Source organism: Labrys sp. LIt4 (genome assembly GCF_017813775.1).
GTDB lineage: Bacteria > Pseudomonadota > Alphaproteobacteria > Rhizobiales > Labraceae > Labrys > Labrys okinawensis_A.
The window spans coordinates 184,553-203,213 of the sequence record NZ_JAGIPY010000008.1; the positions used below are offsets into that span (position 1 = coordinate 184,553).

At 63.6% G+C, this 18,661-nt stretch carries 14 protein-coding genes and 1 tRNA gene; 10 read left to right on the forward strand and 5 right to left on the reverse strand.

Annotated features, from left to right (window positions below; translation table 11 throughout):
- Window positions 1-453: 453 nt before the first annotated feature.
- Window positions 454-1,893, forward strand: coding sequence for a hypothetical protein (locus J8I29_RS16840; RefSeq protein WP_209432530.1), 1,440 nt, complete (start codon window positions 454-456; stop codon window positions 1,891-1,893).
- A 222-nt stretch (window positions 1,894-2,115) separates the two neighbouring features.
- Here the strand turns inward: J8I29_RS16840 and J8I29_RS16845 are convergent, their stop codons facing one another.
- On the reverse strand, window positions 2,116-3,480 hold the full coding sequence (locus J8I29_RS16845) for an Nramp family divalent metal transporter (RefSeq protein ID WP_105863097.1): 1,365 nt from the start codon (window positions 3,478-3,480) through the stop codon (window positions 2,116-2,118).
- Window positions 3,481-3,702: 222 nt separating this feature from the next.
- Here J8I29_RS16845 and mntR point away from each other — a divergent pair, with 222 nt between their 5' ends.
- From mntR to J8I29_RS16860, 3 genes are all read left to right on the forward strand, one after another.
- On the forward strand, window positions 3,703-4,158 hold the full coding sequence (gene mntR, locus J8I29_RS16850; protein WP_105863096.1) for a manganese-binding transcriptional regulator MntR: 456 nt from the start codon (window positions 3,703-3,705) through the stop codon (window positions 4,156-4,158).
- A gap of 15 nt (window positions 4,159-4,173) precedes the next feature.
- Window positions 4,174-4,950 (forward strand): hydroxypyruvate isomerase, encoded by a 777-nt coding sequence (gene hyi / locus J8I29_RS16855; protein WP_209432531.1) that lies wholly within the window; start codon window positions 4,174-4,176, stop codon window positions 4,948-4,950.
- A gap of 162 nt (window positions 4,951-5,112) precedes the next feature.
- Window positions 5,113-7,971 carry a phosphoenolpyruvate carboxylase gene (locus J8I29_RS16860; protein WP_209432532.1) on the forward strand — a complete coding sequence of 953 codons (2,859 nt, stop codon included), beginning with the start codon at window positions 5,113-5,115 and terminating at the stop codon, window positions 7,969-7,971.
- A 93-nt stretch (window positions 7,972-8,064) separates the two neighbouring features.
- Here J8I29_RS16860 and J8I29_RS16865 read toward each other — a convergent pair whose 3' ends face one another.
- The 3 genes from J8I29_RS16865 to J8I29_RS16875 form a co-directional block, all read right to left on the reverse strand.
- Complete coding sequence (locus J8I29_RS16865; RefSeq protein ID WP_209432533.1) at window positions 8,065-8,268, reverse strand: heavy-metal-associated domain-containing protein; 204 nt, start codon at window positions 8,266-8,268, stop codon at window positions 8,065-8,067.
- An 88-nt stretch (window positions 8,269-8,356) separates the two neighbouring features.
- Window positions 8,357-9,202, reverse strand: a complete 846-nt coding sequence (locus J8I29_RS16870) for a protein-L-isoaspartate O-methyltransferase (protein ID WP_209432534.1) — start codon at window positions 9,200-9,202, stop codon at window positions 8,357-8,359.
- A gap of 128 nt (window positions 9,203-9,330) precedes the next feature.
- Window positions 9,331-9,406 (reverse strand) — tRNA-Lys (locus J8I29_RS16875).
- A 212-nt stretch (window positions 9,407-9,618) separates the two neighbouring features.
- On the opposite strand from J8I29_RS16875, the gene gnd reads away from it, so the two are divergent.
- Genes gnd through sseA form a run of 5 tightly spaced genes read left to right on the forward strand, consistent with a single transcriptional unit; the run spans window position 9,619 to window position 15,275 of the window.
- Window positions 9,619-10,608, forward strand: coding sequence for a phosphogluconate dehydrogenase (NAD(+)-dependent, decarboxylating) (gnd, locus tag J8I29_RS16880; protein WP_105863091.1), 990 nt, complete (start codon window positions 9,619-9,621; stop codon window positions 10,606-10,608).
- Between the two features lie 3 nt (window positions 10,609-10,611).
- Complete coding sequence (gene zwf, locus J8I29_RS16885; protein WP_105863090.1) at window positions 10,612-12,132, forward strand: glucose-6-phosphate dehydrogenase; 1,521 nt, start codon at window positions 10,612-10,614, stop codon at window positions 12,130-12,132.
- Complete coding sequence (pgl, locus tag J8I29_RS16890) at window positions 12,129-12,854, forward strand: 6-phosphogluconolactonase (protein ID WP_209432535.1); 726 nt, start codon at window positions 12,129-12,131, stop codon at window positions 12,852-12,854. Before zwf ends, pgl begins: the two co-directional genes overlap by 4 nt.
- A 51-nt stretch (window positions 12,855-12,905) precedes the next feature.
- Entirely contained in the window at window positions 12,906-14,420 is a 1,515-nt protein-coding gene (locus J8I29_RS16895; protein WP_209432536.1) for an SEL1-like repeat protein, read from the forward strand.
- 9 nt (window positions 14,421-14,429) lie between these two features.
- Entirely contained in the window at window positions 14,430-15,275 is an 846-nt protein-coding gene (gene sseA / locus J8I29_RS16900; RefSeq protein ID WP_209432537.1) for a 3-mercaptopyruvate sulfurtransferase, read from the forward strand.
- Window positions 15,276-15,426: 151 nt separating this feature from the next.
- Here the strand turns inward: sseA and J8I29_RS16905 are convergent, their stop codons facing one another.
- Window positions 15,427-16,581 carry a septal ring lytic transglycosylase RlpA family protein gene (locus tag J8I29_RS16905; RefSeq protein ID WP_245197078.1) on the reverse strand — a complete coding sequence of 385 codons (1,155 nt, stop codon included), beginning with the start codon at window positions 16,579-16,581 and terminating at the stop codon, window positions 15,427-15,429.
- A 681-nt stretch (window positions 16,582-17,262) separates the two neighbouring features.
- On the opposite strand from J8I29_RS16905, the gene J8I29_RS16910 reads away from it, so the two are divergent.
- A complete protein-coding gene (locus J8I29_RS16910; protein ID WP_209432538.1) occupies window positions 17,263-18,645 on the forward strand; it encodes an efflux transporter outer membrane subunit in 1,383 nt (460 codons plus the stop codon).
- Window positions 18,646-18,661: the final 16 nt, after the last annotated feature.

An 18,661-nucleotide genomic window follows, 5' to 3' on the forward strand; every position in this document is an offset into this window, starting at 1 on the left:
GGCGCCCGGGGCCGATGCTGGTGTTACAGATCGGCTGCGACGCTCCAATCACGGGCCGGAAGGGCATGGCGCTCCTTCCGACGACACACGCAGTCCTCTAAAACGGCCTAAGCCCGACACAGCCTGGCCCGAGGACGACACAGCAATCCTCGAAAAGCGTCATGGCGTAAAGCACCGAACCCGAATATTCCCGCACCCTGCCGCACCTTCTTGTCGCATTGCGGCATCGTAGCACTTCGAAACGGGCCTTGCTCGGCTGCGGCGAGGCGTCTTAACCATATTCGTCAACTTTTCAGGGCGGTCCGGTGGACCGGGCTGCTTCTTCGTTAACAAATGGTTAAAGAATTTGTTTGCGCAGGCACTCCTCCGGACGCTATCTTTTCCGCTCTCGCGGCTGGATAGCCTTTTTTCACGTCACAGTGGGTGCCCGTGTAGCGTTTGGGTGGGAACGATATGGCTGAACCCCTGAAGAAAGACGAGGCTCTCGCGGCCGCTGTTCGCGAAGCATTTCAGCGCCATATGGAAAATGCGCGCTTGGCTGCCGAGGCTTTGAAAGAAAAGCAGGCCGCTGCCGCGGCGCAGCGTGGTGTCTCCCCGCCTGCTCGCGATCCGCGCCTGATCGTGCCCAAACCGGCCAATGAGGCCGGTCCCGCCGAGGCAAAGGCGATTGCTGAGCCGGCCGAGGCCAAATTGCCGGAAGCCAAGCCGGCCGAGTCGAGCCAGAGCGACGTCAAGGCTTCTTCCCCTTCCCTCGATCGCCTGGTTGCGCTGGCGTCGCCGCCGACGGAGGCTGCACCGCGCCCCGCCGAGGTGCCGCCTGCCGAAGCCGAAGCGAAACCCGTCCAAGCACCCGAACCCTCTTCCCCGTTCGCTGCCCCACAGGCGGATCTCGCGCCGGTCGTCGAGGACAACGCTGACGATAGCGGCTTTGATTTTGGTGAAGCGCTTTTCATAGAAATCGCCCCCGAGGCGGAGAAGAAGGCACAGGCCGAGCCGCCGAAAATGCCGCGTGCGGCCTCGCTCGACACGCCGGCCCCCGAGCGGCCGGCTTCCGAGACCGATGAAATCTTCGAATTCCGCGGCCCGCCTTCCCGCGAGCGGCCGCGCATGTCGACGGTGAACGCGACGGCCGGGCCACCGCAGGATCTGGACCAGCGAAGTGGCAGCAGCTCGGCCATGGCTCGTGCCGAGGCCTCCGCGACGCCCGCAGCTCCTTCGGTCCAGGACGAAAGATCGGCCCCGCCCCGCCCGGCGCCGGCGCGAAAAACCACGCGCTTCGGTGTCAATCCGGCGGCCAATGCCAATGAGACGCGGTTTTCCCGGCGAAGCTTGGCAAGGATCAAGGTTCCGCCGGCCCTCATCGCCTCCGTGCTGCTTGCCGCCGGCATTGCCGCGGTCGGCGCCTATTTCTGGGCCAATCCGGAAAAGCTGCAATCCTTGGGCAGCATGATCGCGCCGCCGGCCTCGACGCCGCCCGAAACGAAGGTTGCCGCTGCGCCCCCACCGGCTCCGCCTCCGGCTGCAGCGCCGGCACGGAGCGTCGCGCCTCCGCCGCCGGCCTCCGCCGCCGCCCCTGCCTCACCGGACGCGACGCGCAGCGTCAGCACCATTGCCATTACCGTGGACGAGGTCGATCAGGCGGTGCAAACGGCGCGTGAATTGTTGGCGGGAGGTGACGTGATCGGCGCGAGGGAAGCTCTCGAATCCTATCGCAGCGGGTCCGATCCGCGGGCCTTGTTCGCCTTGGCCGAGACCTATGACCCGGCCATCGTCAAGGATCATTCTCAGGCGAATGCGGCCCAGGCAAAGGCGTTCTACGAGGCTGCAGCGAAGGCAGGCTCCCAGGATTCAGCCGAGCGCCTTGCCCGCCTCGCCTTGGTTCATGCCAATTGATCTGTCGTCCTCGGTGGCATAGCGGGTCTTAGAGCAAAGCGCGTTCAAGCGTGAACGCTTATTTGCTCTAGCTCATTGTTCTGACGCGTCTTTGCGATTCTTGGTGACTCCGTCTAATCGCAAAACGCTATAGCGGAAACAATTACAGCGTCGGAGCCGATTTCGAGATCGGGTCCAACGCTGTAGGGACGATTGCGGCACGCCTCGCGCCTGTCTCCGAGTTCAGGCCCCGGTGAAGGTGTCGACCAGCAGCTTGATATCCAGCACCAGGATCACACCAGCGATCACCCAGGACAGGACCGTCAGCCAGATCGGCGTGACGAAGGCTCCCATCTTGCGCCTGTCCGAAACGAAGCGAACCAGCGGAATGATCGCGAAGGGCAACTGCATGGACAAGATCACCTGGCTGAGCACCAGCAGCTTGTTGGTGCCCTGGTCGCCGTAGAGCGCCGTGACGGCGACCACCGGCACGATGGCGATGCCGCGCGTGATCAGCCGGCGCGCCCAATCCGGGATGCGCAGGTGGAGGAAGCCCTCCATCACGATCTGCCCGGCGAGCGTGGCCGTTACCGTCGAGTTGACGCCGGAGGCCAGCAGGGCGACGGCCAGCAGCGTGGAGGCGATGCCGACACCAAGCATCGGCGACAGCAATTGATAGGCCTGCTCGATCTCCTCGACATCCGTCCGGCCATTCTGATGGAATACGGTCGCAGCCGTGATCAGGATGGCGGCGTTCACGAACAGGGCGAGCATCAGCGCGATGGTGCTGTCGGTCACGGCCCACCGAATGGCCGAGCGCTTGCCCTCATCCGTGCGCTCATAGGCGCGGGTCTGCACGATCGATGAGTGCAGGTAGAGGTTGTGCGGCATCACGGTGGCACCGATGATGCCGATGGCGATGTAGAGGGCCTCGGGGTTGGTGACGATCTTGGCCTGCGGCAGGAACCCGCCGACGATATCGTGGATCGCCGGAGCCGCGAGGACGATCTGGACGATGAAGCAGCCGAAGATCACGATCAGCAACGCGATGACGAAGGCTTCCAGCGTCCTGAAGCCGCGCTGCATCAGCATGAGCACCAGGAAGACGTCGACGGCCGTGATGATGGCGCCATAGACCAGGGGGATGCCGAACAGGAGATTGAGGGCAATGGCCGTGCCGATGACCTCGGCCAGGTCGCAAGCGATGATCGCCAGTTCGCAGGCGAACCAGAGCATCAGATTCACCGGGCGGGAATAATGGTCGCGGCAGGCCTGGGCGAGATCGCGGCCGGTGACGATGCCAAGCCGCGCCGCCAGAGCCTGCAGCACGATAGCCATCAGGTTCGACAAGAGGATCACGCTCAGTAGCGTGTAGCCGAACTTCGAGCCGCCGGCGATGTCGGTCGCCCAATTCCCCGGGTCCATATAGCCGACGGACACCATGTAGCCCGGGCCCAGAAAGGCCAGGAATCGGCGTACCCACAAACCCGTCTTCGGTACGGGAATGCTGGCATTCATCGTCCCCAGGCTTGGCCGCCTTTCTTCGTCGGAAGCCGCTCGCCAGCCCCCTTGGCCAGCTGAGGCCGCTCCTGCACCGTCCGCACCCATGCTCTTCTCCACCACGGCATTCCGCACATTTTCCTATCGATCAATATAGCATATGCTATACTCTAAAGATTGGTCAATAGATAAACGCCGGGGCTGTATTTCATCGCCGGCATTGATAAGGCCTCGCGGATCGGGCATACCCGCAATTGCAATGCCGCAAACCGGGGTAGCGATTTCTTGCTGCCCTGGGTTGCATATCGGAATCAGCTAAGGAGAGCCGGCATGAAACGTTCCGCTGCGCTTTCGCCCCCCGAACCCGGGCTGGTCGACGCCGTCGTACATGTCGAGAGCTTCCGCCAGGCGCGCGAGGCGCGCCGCCTGGAACTGATCGAGGATTATGTCGAACTGATCGCCGACCTGATCAGCGATGGCGGTGAAGCCAGGCAGGTCGATATCGCTGCCCGTCTCGGCGTCGCCCAGCCGACCGTCGCCAAAATGCTGAAACGGCTGGCGGATGAAGGCTTCGTGGCGCAACGCCCCTATCGCGGCGTCTTTCTCACCGAAGCCGGCCAGGCGCTCGCCGAGGCGAGCCGTGAGCGCCACCATATCGTCGAGGCTTTCCTGCTGGCCCTGGGAATCGATGCCGATACCGCCCGCCGGGATGCCGAGGGCATCGAGCACCATGTCAGCAAGGCCACCCTCGATGCCTTTTCGCGTTTCGTCAAAGCCAAGACCTAGGGCCTATCGTCAGCCATGCCGCGTTTTGCCGCCAATATCTCGATGCTGTTCAGCGAACTCAACTTCTATGATCGCTTCGAAGCGGCCGCCAAGGCGGGGTTTGCCGGCGTGGAATTCCCGTTTCCCTATGATTTCGACAGGCAGGAATTGCGTCGGCGGCTGGACGCCAACGGTCTTGCGCTGGTGCTGCATAATCTGCCGCCCGGGCGCTGGGGGGACGGCGAGCGGGGGCTGGCCTGCCTGCCGGATCGCAAGGCGGAGTTTCGCGAAAGCGTCGCCCTGGCTCTGGATCACGCCACCTTGCTCGGCTGTAGTCAGGTGAACTGCCTCTCGGGGATCCCGCCCAAGGGGGCGGACCCCAAGCTCATCCGCGACACGCTCCTGGACAATTTGCGCTTTGCCGCTGACGAAGCCGGGCGCGCCGGTATCCGCCTGTTGGTCGAGGCGATCAACACGATCGACATGCCGGGCTTCTATCTCAACCGATCGCGGCAGGCGATCGAGATCATCGAGCAGGTTGGCTCGGGCAACCTCTATTTCCAGTATGATATCTATCATATGCAAGTGATGGAGGGCGATCTGGCCCGCTCCATCGAAAGCCAGCTCGCCCGCATCGCGCATCTGCAGCTTGCCGACAATCCCGGGCGGCATGAGCCGGGAACCGGAGAGATCAACTATCCCTTCCTGTTCGAGCATATCGACCGGATCGGCTATCGGGGATGGATCGGCGCCGAATACCGGCCGTTGCGGGGCACGGTCGAGGGACTGGGCTGGCTTCCTGATCGCAGCTGACGCCCGCCTTGCGCGAGCAAATGCGATGCAATCGGTATGCGCCTGCCGCCGCCGCCGATCGTTTCTTTCATTTTTGCTGTGTCGGCGGCACGATTTTTGCTCGTTTCGAACGCGCGGGTGGTTTATGGGACCGCCTGAAGAACCTGTCGACCGAGAACCCAGATGGATGCACCCTTGCCGCAGCCTGGACCTGACGATCGTATCATCGAGCTCGAACGTTTCTGCCGCGACAAGCTCGACAGCGCTCGGGCCAAGCTGGTTGACGAGCCTCGCTACAATCCGGTGGCCCAACTGGCCTTCGAGCTGTCGCGTGAGCTCGAAGCCGGACGCCTGACGCGGGAGGATTTCGAAGCCCTCGCCCTGCGGCTCAGCCAGGAGACCTTCTCGGCGCGCGCGAAGGCCTTGCGGGACTATGTCGGTCCGCTCGACATGCCAGGCAATCGCAAGAGCCTGCGCCGTGTTGCCGAACATTTGCTCGCAACGAGTCGTCGCAGCGTTTCCAATGCCTCTCCGCTGGCGCGCACCCAGCTCGGCATCGTTTTTACCGGGCATCCGACCTTCCTGCTTTCAAGCGCCAATCGGGCGCGCCTGGCCCGGATGGCCTGCGGTAGCGAGGCAACGCTGCCGGATGCGCTGATGGCACCGGACAATCCCATTACGCTGCAGGTCGAGCATGGCGCCGCAATGGTTGCCCTGGATGCCGCCAAGACGGCGATCGGTGAATTCGCCCGTGTCGTCGCCGAAGTCCTGCGCGAGCGGCGGTCGCCCGAATGGCGCACCGTTACCGTCGGCTATGCCGGCCTCGGCACCTGGATCGGCTATGACCTCGACGGGCGCACCGATATCCAGTGGATCGATTCCTTCCGTTTCCGCCTCGCGGAAAAGCAGCACCAGATCGACCGCTATCTCGGCGAGGTCCTTCGCATTGCCGCTCAGGTCGGGCCGGATTCGCAGACCGCGCAACGTCTCGAGGAACTGACCGCGCGTATCGAGCGCACGCGCGCCTGGAACGCCGGCATTCTCGATGCTTTCGGCCAGTCGCCGCTCGACCGCCCCGCACTCCGGCAGGCTGCCGACCTTCTCACTGCGCGCCATCCGGATGCAGCCACCAGCGTCCGGCCTTACATCGCCTTGATCGACATCGCGATCGCCGATGCCCCGCCCGAGATCGCGCTCGACCTCGTTGCCCTGCGCAGTGAAATGCTGACCCTCGGCTTCGGCGTCGGCGAAGTGCATATGCGCATCAATGCCACGCAATTGCACAATGCCATGCGCCAGCATCTCGATATCGATTCGGAGGAGAACATCACCTCCCGCTCGATGCTGGAACGTCTGGCGACGTTCATTCGCGACGCCCAGCCGGTGTCCGTCAACTTCGGTTCGCTCGACATCGAGCAGAAGACGGCGCTGCGCCAATTCGTGCTGGCGGCGCAAATCCTCAAGCATGTCGACCAGGATTCCAGCATCCGTCTGCTCATTGCCGAATGCGAGGCGCCGGCGACGGTGATGGCCGCGGTCTATTTCGCGCGCCTGTTCGGTGTCGAGGACAAGCTCGACGTTTCGCCTCTGTTCGAGACGCCGACGGCGCTGGAAGGCGCCTCGCGGTTCTTCGACGTGCTATTCGGCATCGAAGAATATCGCCAGGCGGTGCGCCGGCGTGGCCGGCTGGCGATCCAGACCGGTTTTTCGGATTCGGGCCGCTTCATGGGCCAGATCACCGCGGCGCTGGCGATCGAGCGCCTGCATGGGCAATTGGCCCGTGCCTGCGAGCGCCAACGGCTGACGGATGTCGAGGTCCTGATCTTCGACACCCATGGCGAGTCGGCAGGGCGCGGCGCCCATCAGGGCAATTTTGAGGACCGGGCCTTCTATGTAATGAGCCCCTGGGCGCGCCGCGAATTCGAGAGCCGGGGCATTGCCCTCAAGCACGAGATCAGCTTCCAGGGCGGCGACGGCTTCGTCTATTTCGAGACGCCGGAACTTGCCCTCGCCACGCTGACGCGCATGCTGGAGGCCGAAGTGGCCTGGCGCGAGCAGCCCGCCAGTGACGATCCCTTCTATTCCAACACCACCTTCTCCTTCGACTTCTTCCGCAGGCTTGCCTCTTTTCATAGCAAGTTGCTCGATGATCATGCCTACCACCGGGCGCTGGGTTCTTTTGCCCAAGGCCTGCTGAACGAAACCGGCTCGCGCAAGTCGCGGCGCCAGTTCGACGTTTCGGGCGGCGAGGTGCATCAGGTCCGCCGTATCAGGGCCATTCCGCACAATGCCATCCTGCAGCAGCTCGGCCACCCTGCCACGGTGATCGCGGGCTTCGGCACGGCGCTGCGGGGCGACGAGGACCGTTTCATCGATACCTTCGCCAAATCGGACCGGCTGCGCCGCCTGACCTCGCATGTCGTGCATATGAAGCGGCGCTCCAGCATCAAGGCGCTCGCGGCGTTCTCCACCCTGTTCGACCGTTCCTTCTGGTCGACGCGTCCCTATGCCGGCGCCGAACCGCATCTGGCAGAACCCTGCCTTTTCATCACGCAATTGCTGGAAGAGGATGACCGGGCCGCTTCACTCAGCGAATTGGCGGTGAAGCTGCGGCTCGATGCCATCTCGCTTCATCGCCTGCTCGACCTTGCAGGACAGGACCTGGGCAAGTCGATCTCGGAAAACCGGGAGAGGCTCGACATGCTGCAGGCGGTTCGGCTTGCCCTGCTCCAGCACATATTGCTGATGGCGGCGCGGGTGCCGAAATTCTCCACGCGCAACGACGTCTCGCGCGAAGACATCATGGAACTGATCTTCAGCCTGCGCATTCCCGAAGCGGTGGCGCTGCTGCGCGATGCCTATCCGGTGAATGGATTGACCATGGAGGGCTACAGCCTCGCCGAGCCCTTCACCTATCCCGGCGATTCACCCTCGAACTACGCTGCGCTGACACGCAATCTCATCGATCCGATCGAAAGAACCTATCGGACGATTCTCGCCATCGGCGCCGCTATCGCGCTCGAGTTTGGAGCTCACGGCTAAACCCGAGAGTGACTGCGATCCCGCGGCACCGCAATTCTCCCACGCGCGGAGCCGGGCCGGCAAGAGCCGGCCCCTGCTCCGGCGGCTTGGTCATCAAGCCGGCAGCTTCTCGTTCTCGTAACCGGCTTCGGCGATCGCCGCACGCAATCTCGCCTCATCGGCGGCGCTTGCCACTTTGACGGTCTGCGCGCCGAGGTCGATTTCGACGGCTGCGCCGGGATCGATCGCCTGCAGCGCCCCCGTAATCGTCTTGGCGCAATGGCCGCAGCTCATTTCCGGTACTTTCAGCGTGATCATGTGAGGTCTCCGTTCGATGAAGACCTTGTAGGACTTCCCATGATTGTAAGGTCAAGCGTCTTTTGACGGCCCACATTCGTGCGGACGGTCAGGCGTCCAGCGCGGCCGAAGAAAACCAAAGATCAGGATAGACGGCAATCGCGCTCTCATCAGGAACCCTGGCAGTCACGGGCCAAAGCGAGCGTACGGCCGAGGCTTGGCGAGAGGAACGCGGCGGACGAATCGTTGGGATCTCGCGCGACGCGCCGGTGCAGGGAATGAACCAGGACGGCATCAGGGCCCTGACGGCAAAGCCGGCGGGGCTGGCATCCACCCGCAGGGCGATGCCGATCTCCTCGCGCGGACGCCAGGGAAAGATCAGGCGGCCGCCGGGCAGCAGCGCGGCCAGCCAGGCAAGCGGCGGAGCGACCACGCCGGCATTGACATAGATGAGGTCGGAGGGCGGCAGAGCGACGCGCGTGGCATCGTCGTGAATCACGCTGACGCCATCGAACGGCTTGAGGTTGCGCCTTGCCTGCTCGGCGAGATCCTCCTCGATTTCGAACGCGGTTACGCGTCCGCCGGGCAATGTCAGCACCGACAATATGGCGGTGTAATATCCCAGGCCAGCCCCGATATGGCTGACCCTCTCCCCTGCCCTGGGAGCCACTGCCCCGAGCCATGCCGCATGCAGGGCGGGTTCGCCCGTGTTGATCTGCTTGTCGGCCTTCAGCGCAACCAGGCGATTCCTGTAGAGATGAATCGGGTCGGCATCCGGGGTCTCGACGTAACCGCCATGATACGTTGTCAGCCACGGGCCGGGCGGCAAGAAGGCTTCGCGCGGCACGAGTTCGAACGCCCTCTCGATGCGCGGGTCAGCCGATCCGCTTTCCTTCAGCATCGATCTGGCAAAATCGCGACGTGCCTGCTCCAGCGCGGCTTTCTCGCTTGCCATAAGTCCCCACCTGCTCTGATCCCGTCGCAGAATCTAACATTCTTTGTGCGGACGGGCTTGCAGATAGTGCGGGCTGGATCCGGTGTTGGGATGATCAGCCGTTTCATTGGTAATGTCAGGAAAATCAGTGGTGAGCTCGGTGGGATTCGAACCCACGACCCCATGATTAAAAGTCACGTGCTCTACCGACTGAGCTACGAGCTCTCACCAGGCGGGACTTTGTCCCGCAATGGCGGTGTCTCTAAGCGTCATGAGCGGGTGGGTCAAGCTGACATTGCGGCGTGCCATGCAAAAATGGCGCGTCATCCCCTCGTCATGCTCATGAAGTGATGAATACATGCGCTTGCGACAGCTGAAAACGGTGCTAAGCACGTACGGACGATAAGCTGCCGGGGGCGGCAAAAGGAGATCAGCCAATGCAATTGGGAATCATCGGCTTGGGCCGCATGGGCGGCAACATTGCCCGCCGCCTGATGAAGAACGGCCACACCACCGTCGTTTATGACCGCGCTCCTCAGGCGGTTCAGGCACTGGTGGCCGAAGGCTCGATTGGTGCGGGAGACCTTGCCGATCTCGTCTCCAAGTTGACGCCGCCGCGCGCCGTATGGGTAATGCTGCCGGCGGGGGCCATCACCCAGGGCACCATCGACCAGCTTTCGCGCCTCATGTCTCCCGGCGATGTGATCATCGATGGCGGCAATACCAATTGGAAGGACGACGTCCGCCGCGGCAAGGAACTGGCTGCCAAGGGGCTCGACTATGTCGATGTCGGCACCTCCGGCGGGGTCTGGGGCCTGGAGCGCGGCTATTGCATGATGATCGGCGGCAAGCCCGAGACAATCACCCGCCTCGATCCGATCTTCGCCACGCTGGCGCCGGGCATCGGCAACGTTCCTCGCACGCCGGGACGCGACAAGCACGATCCGCGTGCCGAGCAGGGTTATATCCATGCCGGCCCGTGTGGCGCCGGACATTTCGTCAAGATGATCCACAACGGCATCGAATACGGCCTGATGCAGGCCTATGCGGAAGGCTTCGACATTCTGCGCTCCGCTGCCAATGAGGGCCGGGCGGAAGGCGAGAAATTCGATTTCAACATGGCTGACATCGCCGAAGTCTGGCGCCGCGGCAGCGTCGTCACGTCCTGGCTGCTGGATCTCACGGCGACGGCCCTCGCCGCCGACGAGGAGCTGAGCGAATATTCCGGCTTCGTGGAGGATTCCGGCGAAGGGCGTTGGACCATCGAGGCCGCCATCGACCAGGCGGTGCCCGCCGAAGTGCTTACCGCCGCACTCTACACCCGTTTCCGCTCCCGCCAGGAGCATACTTATGCGGAGAAGATCCTCTCCGCCATGCGCAAGGGGTTCGGTGGCCACGTCGAGCCGAAGAATTCCGTAAAGGCCTGAGTTATGAATGCCCACCACATCAACAAGGGCGGCGCCGCCGGCCCTTGCTGCTTCGTCGTCTTCGGCGCCAATGGCGACCTGACCAAGCGCCTGCTCGTCCCCGCTCTCTATAATCTTGCGGCCACTGGCCTGCTGCCGGAGAACTTCGCCATCGTCGGCGTGGTGCGTCGGCCTATGGAGGACGACGTCTTCCGCCAATCCCTGGTGGATGGCCTCAAGCAGTTCGCCACCCGGCCCGTCGATCAGGCGGTCGCCGACAAATTGTTCGCCTGCGTCACCAGCGTGGTTGCCGAGGTCGACAATCCCGACAGCTTCCGCGACCTCGCTCGGCACCTGGAAAAGGTAGAGAGCGGACGCAACACCGGCGGCAATCGCCTCTTCTATCTGGCGACGCCGCCTTCGGGTTTTGCGCCGATCACCCGCCTCCTGCAGGAGGTCGGCCTCAGCCAGGAGGTGGAAGGTGGGCCCTGGCGGCGTGTCATCGTCGAAAAGCCCTTCGGCACCGACCTCGCCTCGGCTCAGGCTCTCAACCGCCAGCTTCTGAGTGTGCTGAGCGAAGACCAGATCTATCGGATGGATCATTATCTGGGCAAGGAGACGGTCCAGAACATCATGATCCTGCGCTTCGCCAACGGCCTGTTCGAGCCGATCTGGAACCGTGATCACATCGATCATGTCCAGATCAGCGTGGCCGAAACCGTCACGGTCGAGCGCCGCGGCGCCTTCTACGACGCGACCGGCGCCCTGCGCGACATGGTGCCAAACCATCTGTGCCAGCTGCTGTCGCTAATCGCCATGGAGCCTCCGGCCCGCTATTCGGCCAATTCGGTGCGTTCGGAAAAGGCCGAGGCCCTGGCGGCAATCACCCAATACACGCCCGAACAGGCGATCCTGAACTCGGTGCGTGCGCAATACGGTCCCGGCATCATCAGGGATACGCCGATCACCGCCTATCGCGCCTCTCAGGACGTCAACCCCAAGAGCGTCACGCCGACCTACACCGCGATCAAATTCGCCATCGACAATTGGCGCTGGGCGGGCGTGCCCTTCTATCTGCGCACCGGCAAGGCGCTGGCCAAGCGCAAGACGGAGGTGGCGATCCGTTTCAAGGACGCGCCGATCGCCATGTTCCGCGACACGGCACTGTCCGGCATGGGCCCGAACACGCTGGTGCTCGACATCCAGCCGGAAGAAGGCATCACGCTGCATTTCAACGCCAAGGTGCCGGGCCCCAAGATCGATCTGGCCGGGGTCGGCATGGACTTCAAATACAAGGACTATTTCGAGGCGGCCGCGAGCACGGGCTATGAGACGCTGATCTATGATTGCATGATCGGCGACGCCATGCTGTTCCAGCGTGCCGATGGGGTCGAGGCTGGCTGGGCTGCGGTGCAACCCTTCCTCGATGCCTGGGCGAATGCCGGTGATCGGGGGCTTGCCACCTATGCCGCCGGCTCCGAAGGCCCGGCGGCGGCTGAGGTCATGCTTGCCCGCGACGGGCGCAGCTGGCGGCCGATCGCATGAGCAGCGAGCGCATCATCGACATTTCGGATAATGCCGACGCCCTGGCCGACCGAGCGGCCGACTGGTTCGTCGCCGAACTCAAAGGGCGGCCGGGCCCTATCGCAGTGGCGCTATCCGGGGGCTCGACGCCCAAGCGGCTCTACGAACGCCTGGCCCGCGATCCCTGGCGCTCCGCCCTGCCCTTCGAACGCATTCATTGGTTCTGGGGCGATGAACGCATCGTGCCCGCCGACGATGCAAGGCGCAATACGCTGATGGCGAAGACCGCCTTGCTCGATCATGTCCCGGCACCCGAGCGGAACATTCATGAGGTCGCCGCCGCACCGACCTCGCCCGAGGCGGCGGCGCAGGCCTATGAGCAGGCGCTCAAGGCTTATTACGGCGCCGAAGCGCTCGATCCGGATCGGCCGCTCTTCGATATCATGCTGCTCGGCGTCGGATCCGACGGGCATACCGCCTCGCTCTTTCCGGGCAAGCCTGCCCTGACGGTGAGGGATCGCTGGGTTACCCATTCCGATCCCGGCCTGGACCCGTTCGTGCCGCGGGTGACCCTGACCTTCCCGGCCATCGCCTCCAGCCGGGCCGTCGCCTTTCTCGCAGCAGGGGCCGACAAGCGAGAGACGCTGTCAAAGGTCTTCGCAGGGGCCGATCTGCCGTCGGCCCATGTCGAGGCCGCCGGGCCGATCCACTGGTTCCTGGACAAGGCCGCCGCACCGGAGTGACCGGCCGGCAATTCGGCTCGTGCGGTAGACGGTTTGGCTTTTGAGGACGTGATGGCAGGAAGTAGAGGCGTGGCCGCACTGGCCGCGACGTTGATGACAGTGCTCGCCGGGCAGGCCTCGGCGGAGATGTTCCCGGTCTATCGGTCCGACGACTATTGTCTCGATACAGTCGGCCGGCCGCCGAAGGCGACGTTGGACAGCCCGGAAATGGTCGCCTGTTTCAACCGGGAATCGCTGGCCTATGTCGAACTGAACGACATCTGGGCCAAGGTGCCGGAAGACATCCAAGGCTCGTGCTATGGGGAGGGCCGGACCAAAGTCGAAACGGGAGCCGGCTCCTACGCCAGGCACCTGGCTTGTACCCAGCGTGAGATCGCCGCTCGGTCCCGACCCGGCACCGGCGGGCCAGTGACCGAGTGTGATCGCTTGGCTTCGCGCGGCGGAAGCGATCCGCTCTCCCTCGCTCCCGGTTTCGCCATGGCGGACATCGATCACGCCAAGGCGATCCCGGCTTGTGAGCAGGCCTTGGCCGAGCGGCCGCAGGAAGGCCGGTTTGCCTATATGCTCGGGCGGTCCCTGGAGGCGGCCGGGCTGTATGAGAAGGCGCGCCAGTCCTACCTCAAGGCCGTCGACCTCGGCGAGAAACGAGCGTTCCTCAACCTGGGTAATCTCTACGAGGAAGGCCATGGCGTGGAACCGGATCTTGCGGTGGCCGTGGCATGGTACAGGAAGGGCGCCGATGCCGGCGAAAGCGGCTGCCAGAACAATCTGGCCGGCCTTTATCTGAGAGGCGACGGCGTCGAACAGAGTCTCGAGCAGGCTCTGACTCTCTATCGCAAGGCCTTCGAGCATGGCGACGGCGAAGCTGCCTACAATTTAGGGGGCCTCTACGAACAAGGCAACGGCGTCGAAGCCGACACTGCCGCTGCCATCGACTATTATCGCAAGGCTGCGGCGGCCGGCAGCGCCAACGGGCAATATGAACTCGCTCGGCGCTATGCCAAGGGAGATGGTGTCGAGAAGAATGCGACCCTTGCCGTGGTCTGGTACACCAAGGCAGCGCGACAGGGCCTGAGCTCGGCCCAGATGGAGCTCGGTTATGCCTATGACGAGGGGGTGGGCCTGTCTCCCGAGCCGGCCGAGGCGGCCAAATGGTATGCCAAGGCCGCGGACAAGGGGTACAACGCAGCCCGGCACAATCTGGCGTTGTTCTATGCCGAGGGCAAGGGCGTGCCAAAGGATCCGGCCGTGGCGGTTTCGCTGTATCGGCAGGCTGCCGAGGACGGTTACATTCCATCCCAGACCAATCTTGCCGTGCAGCTCGCCGATGGTACCGGTGCGCCCAAGGACGAAGCCGAGGCATTGAAATGGTTCAAGCTGGCGGCCGAGCAGGACGAACCGGTCGCCCAGTTCAATCTCGGTGTTTTCTATGAGGAAGGGCGCGGGACCCGCGCCAGCAAGAAGGACGCCATCGCCTGGTATCGCAAAGCTGCAGCCCAGGGGCATGAGAAAGCCAAGCTGGCTCTAGACCGGCTTACCGGCAAGAAAACCCGCAAGAAGGCATAGGAATACACCATGACCTCCTCTCCCCATCTGGTTTCCACGGCCTGGCTGGCCGCGCATCTCGGCGACGAGAATTTGGCGATCGTCGATGGCTCATGGCATTTGCCGGCGGCCAATCGCAATGGCCATGCGGAATATCTGGCTGCCCATATTCCCGGTGCCGTCTTCTTCGATATCGACAAGATCGTCGATGCGAGCAGCGGGCTGCCTCACATGCTCCCAGGTCCCGAGGTTTTCTCTGCAGCCGTCGGCGCCCTCGGCATCAGCGAGAACAAGCATATCGTCGTCTATGACGGTGCGGGTTTGTTCTCCGCCCCACGGGTCTGGTGGACCTTCCGGATCTTCGGTGCATCCAAGGTCTCTATCCTCGACGGCGGCTTTCCGCTTTGGCAGGTCGAGAACCGTCCGATCGAAACTGGTGAGCCGCATCCGGTGCCGGCTCGCTTCACCGCGCGTTTCGACGGCAGCCAGGTAAAGAGTGTCGGCGAAGTCCAGGCAGCCTTGGCGGAAGGCAGTGCGGAAATCGTCGATGCTCGGCCCGCCGAGCGCTTCCGCGGCGACGCGCCGGAACCGCGTCCGGGTGTACGGCCGGGTCACATGCCGGGCGCCCGTAACCTGCCCTATGCTGCTGTTGTCGAAAACGGCCGCCTGGCCTCTCCCGAGGCGATCCACAACGCGATGAAGGCTGCCGGCATCGATACCCAGAAGCCGTTGGTGACGAGTTGTGGCTCGGGCGTGTCGGCTGCCATTCTGGCCCTGGCTTTCGATGCCGTCGGCAAACCGGTCCAAGGCATCTATGACGGGTCCTGGGCCGAATGGGGAGCTCGGCCGGATCTGCCTCTGGCAAAGGGCGATTGAAGCGCCTCATTCGACCACTTCGCTGCAGGTTTCATGGCCCGCCCGCACCGCTTGCCCGCGCACCGGCGGGAATTGCTCCATCCCCCAAAAAAGAAGCTCGCACAAAGGCTTGTGCGAGCTTTTTGATTTTTCGTATGACTGGCGTTTTAGCCTATTGACCTGCCATCGAAGCGGTGACCGGCGGGGTCGGCACCAGAACCGCAGGCGCATGAGCCGGTGTCGCGGCAAAGGCCTGGGCTGTCGGCTGCACGGCCATGGCGGGCTCCACCGAAGCGTCCGGGGCCTTGGCCTTCGCCAGGTTAACCTGACCGATCGAACCGGCCGGCACCTTGCCCAGGACACCATCTGAACTGCGCGGGCGCGAGGGGGGCAGCGGCGTGAACGCCATGTTGCTGAGGCCAGCCACTTCGGTCGTTGCAACCGGCGGATCCATCGGATCGGCCTGGGCGATGACCGGCGGCACCACCACTGGCTTGATCTCGGGGGTTGCGAGCCTGGAGGGCTTGGCTTCGGTTGCCGAAGCGACCTGCGTCACCGGCTGGACCGGCAGGATCGGTGTCGCGGTGGGGCGCGTCGGCGGCGCCGCGTCGGCAACCATTGTGTTGGAGACACCGGCCGGCAGCGGTGCCGGCGTGCCATCGGTCCGCAAGGTCGCCATCAGCATCTTGTTGTCGGACCCGGATTCGGGGGCGCGACCCACATATTCGACCTTCACCCGCCCCACACCTGAGCCCTTGAATTGCAGCAGGTCGGCGGCCCGGCTCGACAGGTCGATCAGGCGGCCATGCACATAGGGGCCACGATCGTTCACACGAACGACGATCGAGGTGCCATTGCTCAGATTGGTGACGCGAGCATAGCTCGGCAGCGGCATGGTCTTGTGTGCGGCCGAAAGGCCCATCATGTCGAAGCGCTCGCCCACGGCCGTCTTGCGGCCGTTGAAGCCCGGACCGTACCAGGATGCCAGGCCGACGGCGGTGTATTTGGAATCATGGCTTGCCGGCACATAGCGCTTGCCGCCGATGGCATAGGGTTTGTCCGTGCCGTTCTTGCTGCGGACGGGAGGGGTGGCAACGCGCATGCCGGCAGGCGGGGGCACCACGGTCGTGCTTGTGGCGGCGGCAACCTGCGTGGTGGCAGGCTTGGGGGCGTAGGCCTGATTGGGCGCTGCGCAGCTGGCCAATGCGGCGCAGCCAACAAGGGCAATGGTCGCCTTGGCGACCGCTCCGGATACCCGGGAAGGAGATGAAGTGTCGGAAATACGCAACTCGACGCAATTTGGAACAGCCGAGAGGTTTTCCGCCATCTCAGAACCCTTCTTATGGAGCAAAGAGGCGCCGTGGTCTGCGTGCGGCCATGGCGTGTCAACACGACATGGCGGGGCGCAGTACGAACGCAACCTGCTGTTTCATTTCGAAGCACGAAGCCGTTCTGCACTTCGTGTCCGGTTATGAAATTCCCCGAATTTCGCCATAAAGACGCCCTGACATTGCGTCCAAATTGCGGCAGGGTTTCCAAACCGTAAACAGCCGATAGCGCAAGATCTGACAAATTGAAAGCCCCCGGACGGGCCCATGCGGCACCAGGACACTGACCCAGGCGTCGTAGCCGCTGCGGTGAAGCCAATATTTCCTGAGCAAAATCAGTAAGAAAAGGGCAGTTAACCAGTGCAGGCGAGCACTGTTCGATTGCCGGCAAAAAAGTTCACTTCACACAACTTTACAGAGCAGAACGACCCCGGCAAACACGGTGCTGCCATAGTCACCCCGCCAGTTTGAGGCCGGACGGATGGCGGAAAGGAATCGAGGAATGGCGCTCGACAGCAAACAGGGGCTCCCGCGTCGCTCGCACAAGGCCAGTGACTTGGCTATGTGTTTGGCATGTTGGTGATTCCTGCCCTAGTTTCGCTGGATCGCCCCTTTTTGAAGGCTCCATCGTGAAGTTTTCTCTTCGTCAGATGCGTACTTCAGCAATGGCAGTCGGTACGTTGACCGGGCTTACGGCGATCCTGGCGGGTTGCGCCGATGTTCGCCCGCTCAATCTCGCGATTGCCGTGCCGAGCGCCTACGACCAGGCTGCGAAAGCCAAGCCGTCCGAGCCGCTGCGGACGGATTGGTGGCGCAGTTTCGGCTCCCCCGAGCTGACGGCACTGGTCGCTCAGGCGCAGATGGGCAATCTCGACATCGCGACCGCCATCGCCAATATCGAACAGGCGCAGGCGGGCATTACGATCGCCAGGGCGCCGCTGTTTCCCCAGATCGACGGCGACGTCTCGGCGCAGCGAGCCCGTGCTGCCTCTGCGACGGGGCGCGTCGGGCGCGGTCGCGCCACCTATGGCTTGTCGGCGAGCGCCAGCTACGAGATCGATTTCTGGGGCAAGAACAGCCAGGCCCTGGCCAGTGCCAGGTCGAGCGAGGCGGCAAGTCGCTTCGACCGCGATACCGTGGAGCTGACGGCGATCGCCAACGTGGCGGATGCCTATTTCTCCATCCTTGCAGCGCAGGATCGATTGCGCATTGCGCGCGAGAACGTCGCCAGTGCGAGCCGGATCATGGCGCTGATCAACAACCAGCTCAAAGCCGGGACGGCGACGTCGCTGCAGGTCGCCCAGCAGCAGAGCCTGCTCGACCAGCAGCGCGCCAGCATCCCGCCCCTCGAACTGTCGGTAGCGCAGAACAAGGCCGCTGTCGCCCTCCTGGTCGGCAAGCCTCCCGCCTTGGTAGACATCAAGGGCGGCGGCCTGGGACGTTTGCGCGTGCCGGTCGTCGCGGCAGGACTTCCCTCGCAATTGCTGACGCGCCGGCCCGATATCGCGGCCGCAGAAGCCAGTCTGATGGCGTCCCATCAGGATGCCTTGTCGGCGCGAGCCGCCCAATTCCCCTCGATTTCCCTGACCGGCCAAGGCGGCGTGCAGAGTGCTGCGCTCAAGAGCCTGTTCAACCCGGCCTCGGGTTTCTATTCGATCGCGGCAGGCCTGACACAACCCATTTTCGATGGCGGAACCCTGCGCGGCAATGTCGAACGGGCCAACGGCGTGCAGAGCGCCCAGGTCGCGGCCTATCGCAAGACGGTGGTGCAGGCGTTCGTCGATGTCGAGAACGCCTTGGCGGCCGTGCGCCAATACGCCCGCCAGGAGGCGTTGCAGCAGGCCGTGGTGATAAGTTCGCGCAAGGCCTACAGCATCTCCGAGCAGCAATTGCGCGAAGGCACGGTCGATCTGGTCACCGTGTTGCAGACCGAACAAACCCTCTTCAACGCCCAGGACACGCTGATACAGGTCAAGCTGCTGCGTCTGCAGGCGTTGATCAGCCTGCATCAGGCTTTAGGCGGCGGCTGGACCGCATCCGCCGCGCAAATGCCGCAAAACTAGGGCGTTCGTGGTGATG

What these genes read in the sequence shown, in the direction of transcription:
- J8I29_RS16840 (WP_209432530.1), top strand. Translation starts at nt 454, where the DNA reads ATGGCTGAACCCCTGAAGAAAGACGAGGCTCTCGCGGCCGCTGTTCGC.
- J8I29_RS16845 (WP_105863097.1), bottom strand. Translation starts at nt 3,480, where the DNA reads ATGGGTGCGGACGGTGCAGGAGCGGCCTCAGCTGGCCAAGGGGGCTGG.
- mntR (WP_105863096.1), top strand. Translation starts at nt 3,703, where the DNA reads ATGAAACGTTCCGCTGCGCTTTCGCCCCCCGAACCCGGGCTGGTCGAC.
- hyi (WP_209432531.1), top strand. Translation starts at nt 4,174, where the DNA reads ATGCCGCGTTTTGCCGCCAATATCTCGATGCTGTTCAGCGAACTCAAC.
- J8I29_RS16860 (WP_209432532.1), top strand. Translation starts at nt 5,113, where the DNA reads ATGGATGCACCCTTGCCGCAGCCTGGACCTGACGATCGTATCATCGAG.
- J8I29_RS16865 (WP_209432533.1), bottom strand. Translation starts at nt 8,268, where the DNA reads ATGATCACGCTGAAAGTACCGGAAATGAGCTGCGGCCATTGCGCCAAG.
- J8I29_RS16870 (WP_209432534.1), bottom strand. Translation starts at nt 9,202, where the DNA reads ATGGCAAGCGAGAAAGCCGCGCTGGAGCAGGCACGTCGCGATTTTGCC.
- gnd (WP_105863091.1), top strand. Translation starts at nt 9,619, where the DNA reads ATGCAATTGGGAATCATCGGCTTGGGCCGCATGGGCGGCAACATTGCC.
- zwf (WP_105863090.1), top strand. Translation starts at nt 10,612, where the DNA reads ATGAATGCCCACCACATCAACAAGGGCGGCGCCGCCGGCCCTTGCTGC.
- pgl (WP_209432535.1), top strand. Translation starts at nt 12,129, where the DNA reads ATGAGCAGCGAGCGCATCATCGACATTTCGGATAATGCCGACGCCCTG.
- J8I29_RS16895 (WP_209432536.1), top strand. Translation starts at nt 12,906, where the DNA reads ATGGCAGGAAGTAGAGGCGTGGCCGCACTGGCCGCGACGTTGATGACA.
- sseA (WP_209432537.1), top strand. Translation starts at nt 14,430, where the DNA reads ATGACCTCCTCTCCCCATCTGGTTTCCACGGCCTGGCTGGCCGCGCAT.
- J8I29_RS16905 (WP_245197078.1), bottom strand. Translation starts at nt 16,581, where the DNA reads ATGGCGGAAAACCTCTCGGCTGTTCCAAATTGCGTCGAGTTGCGTATT.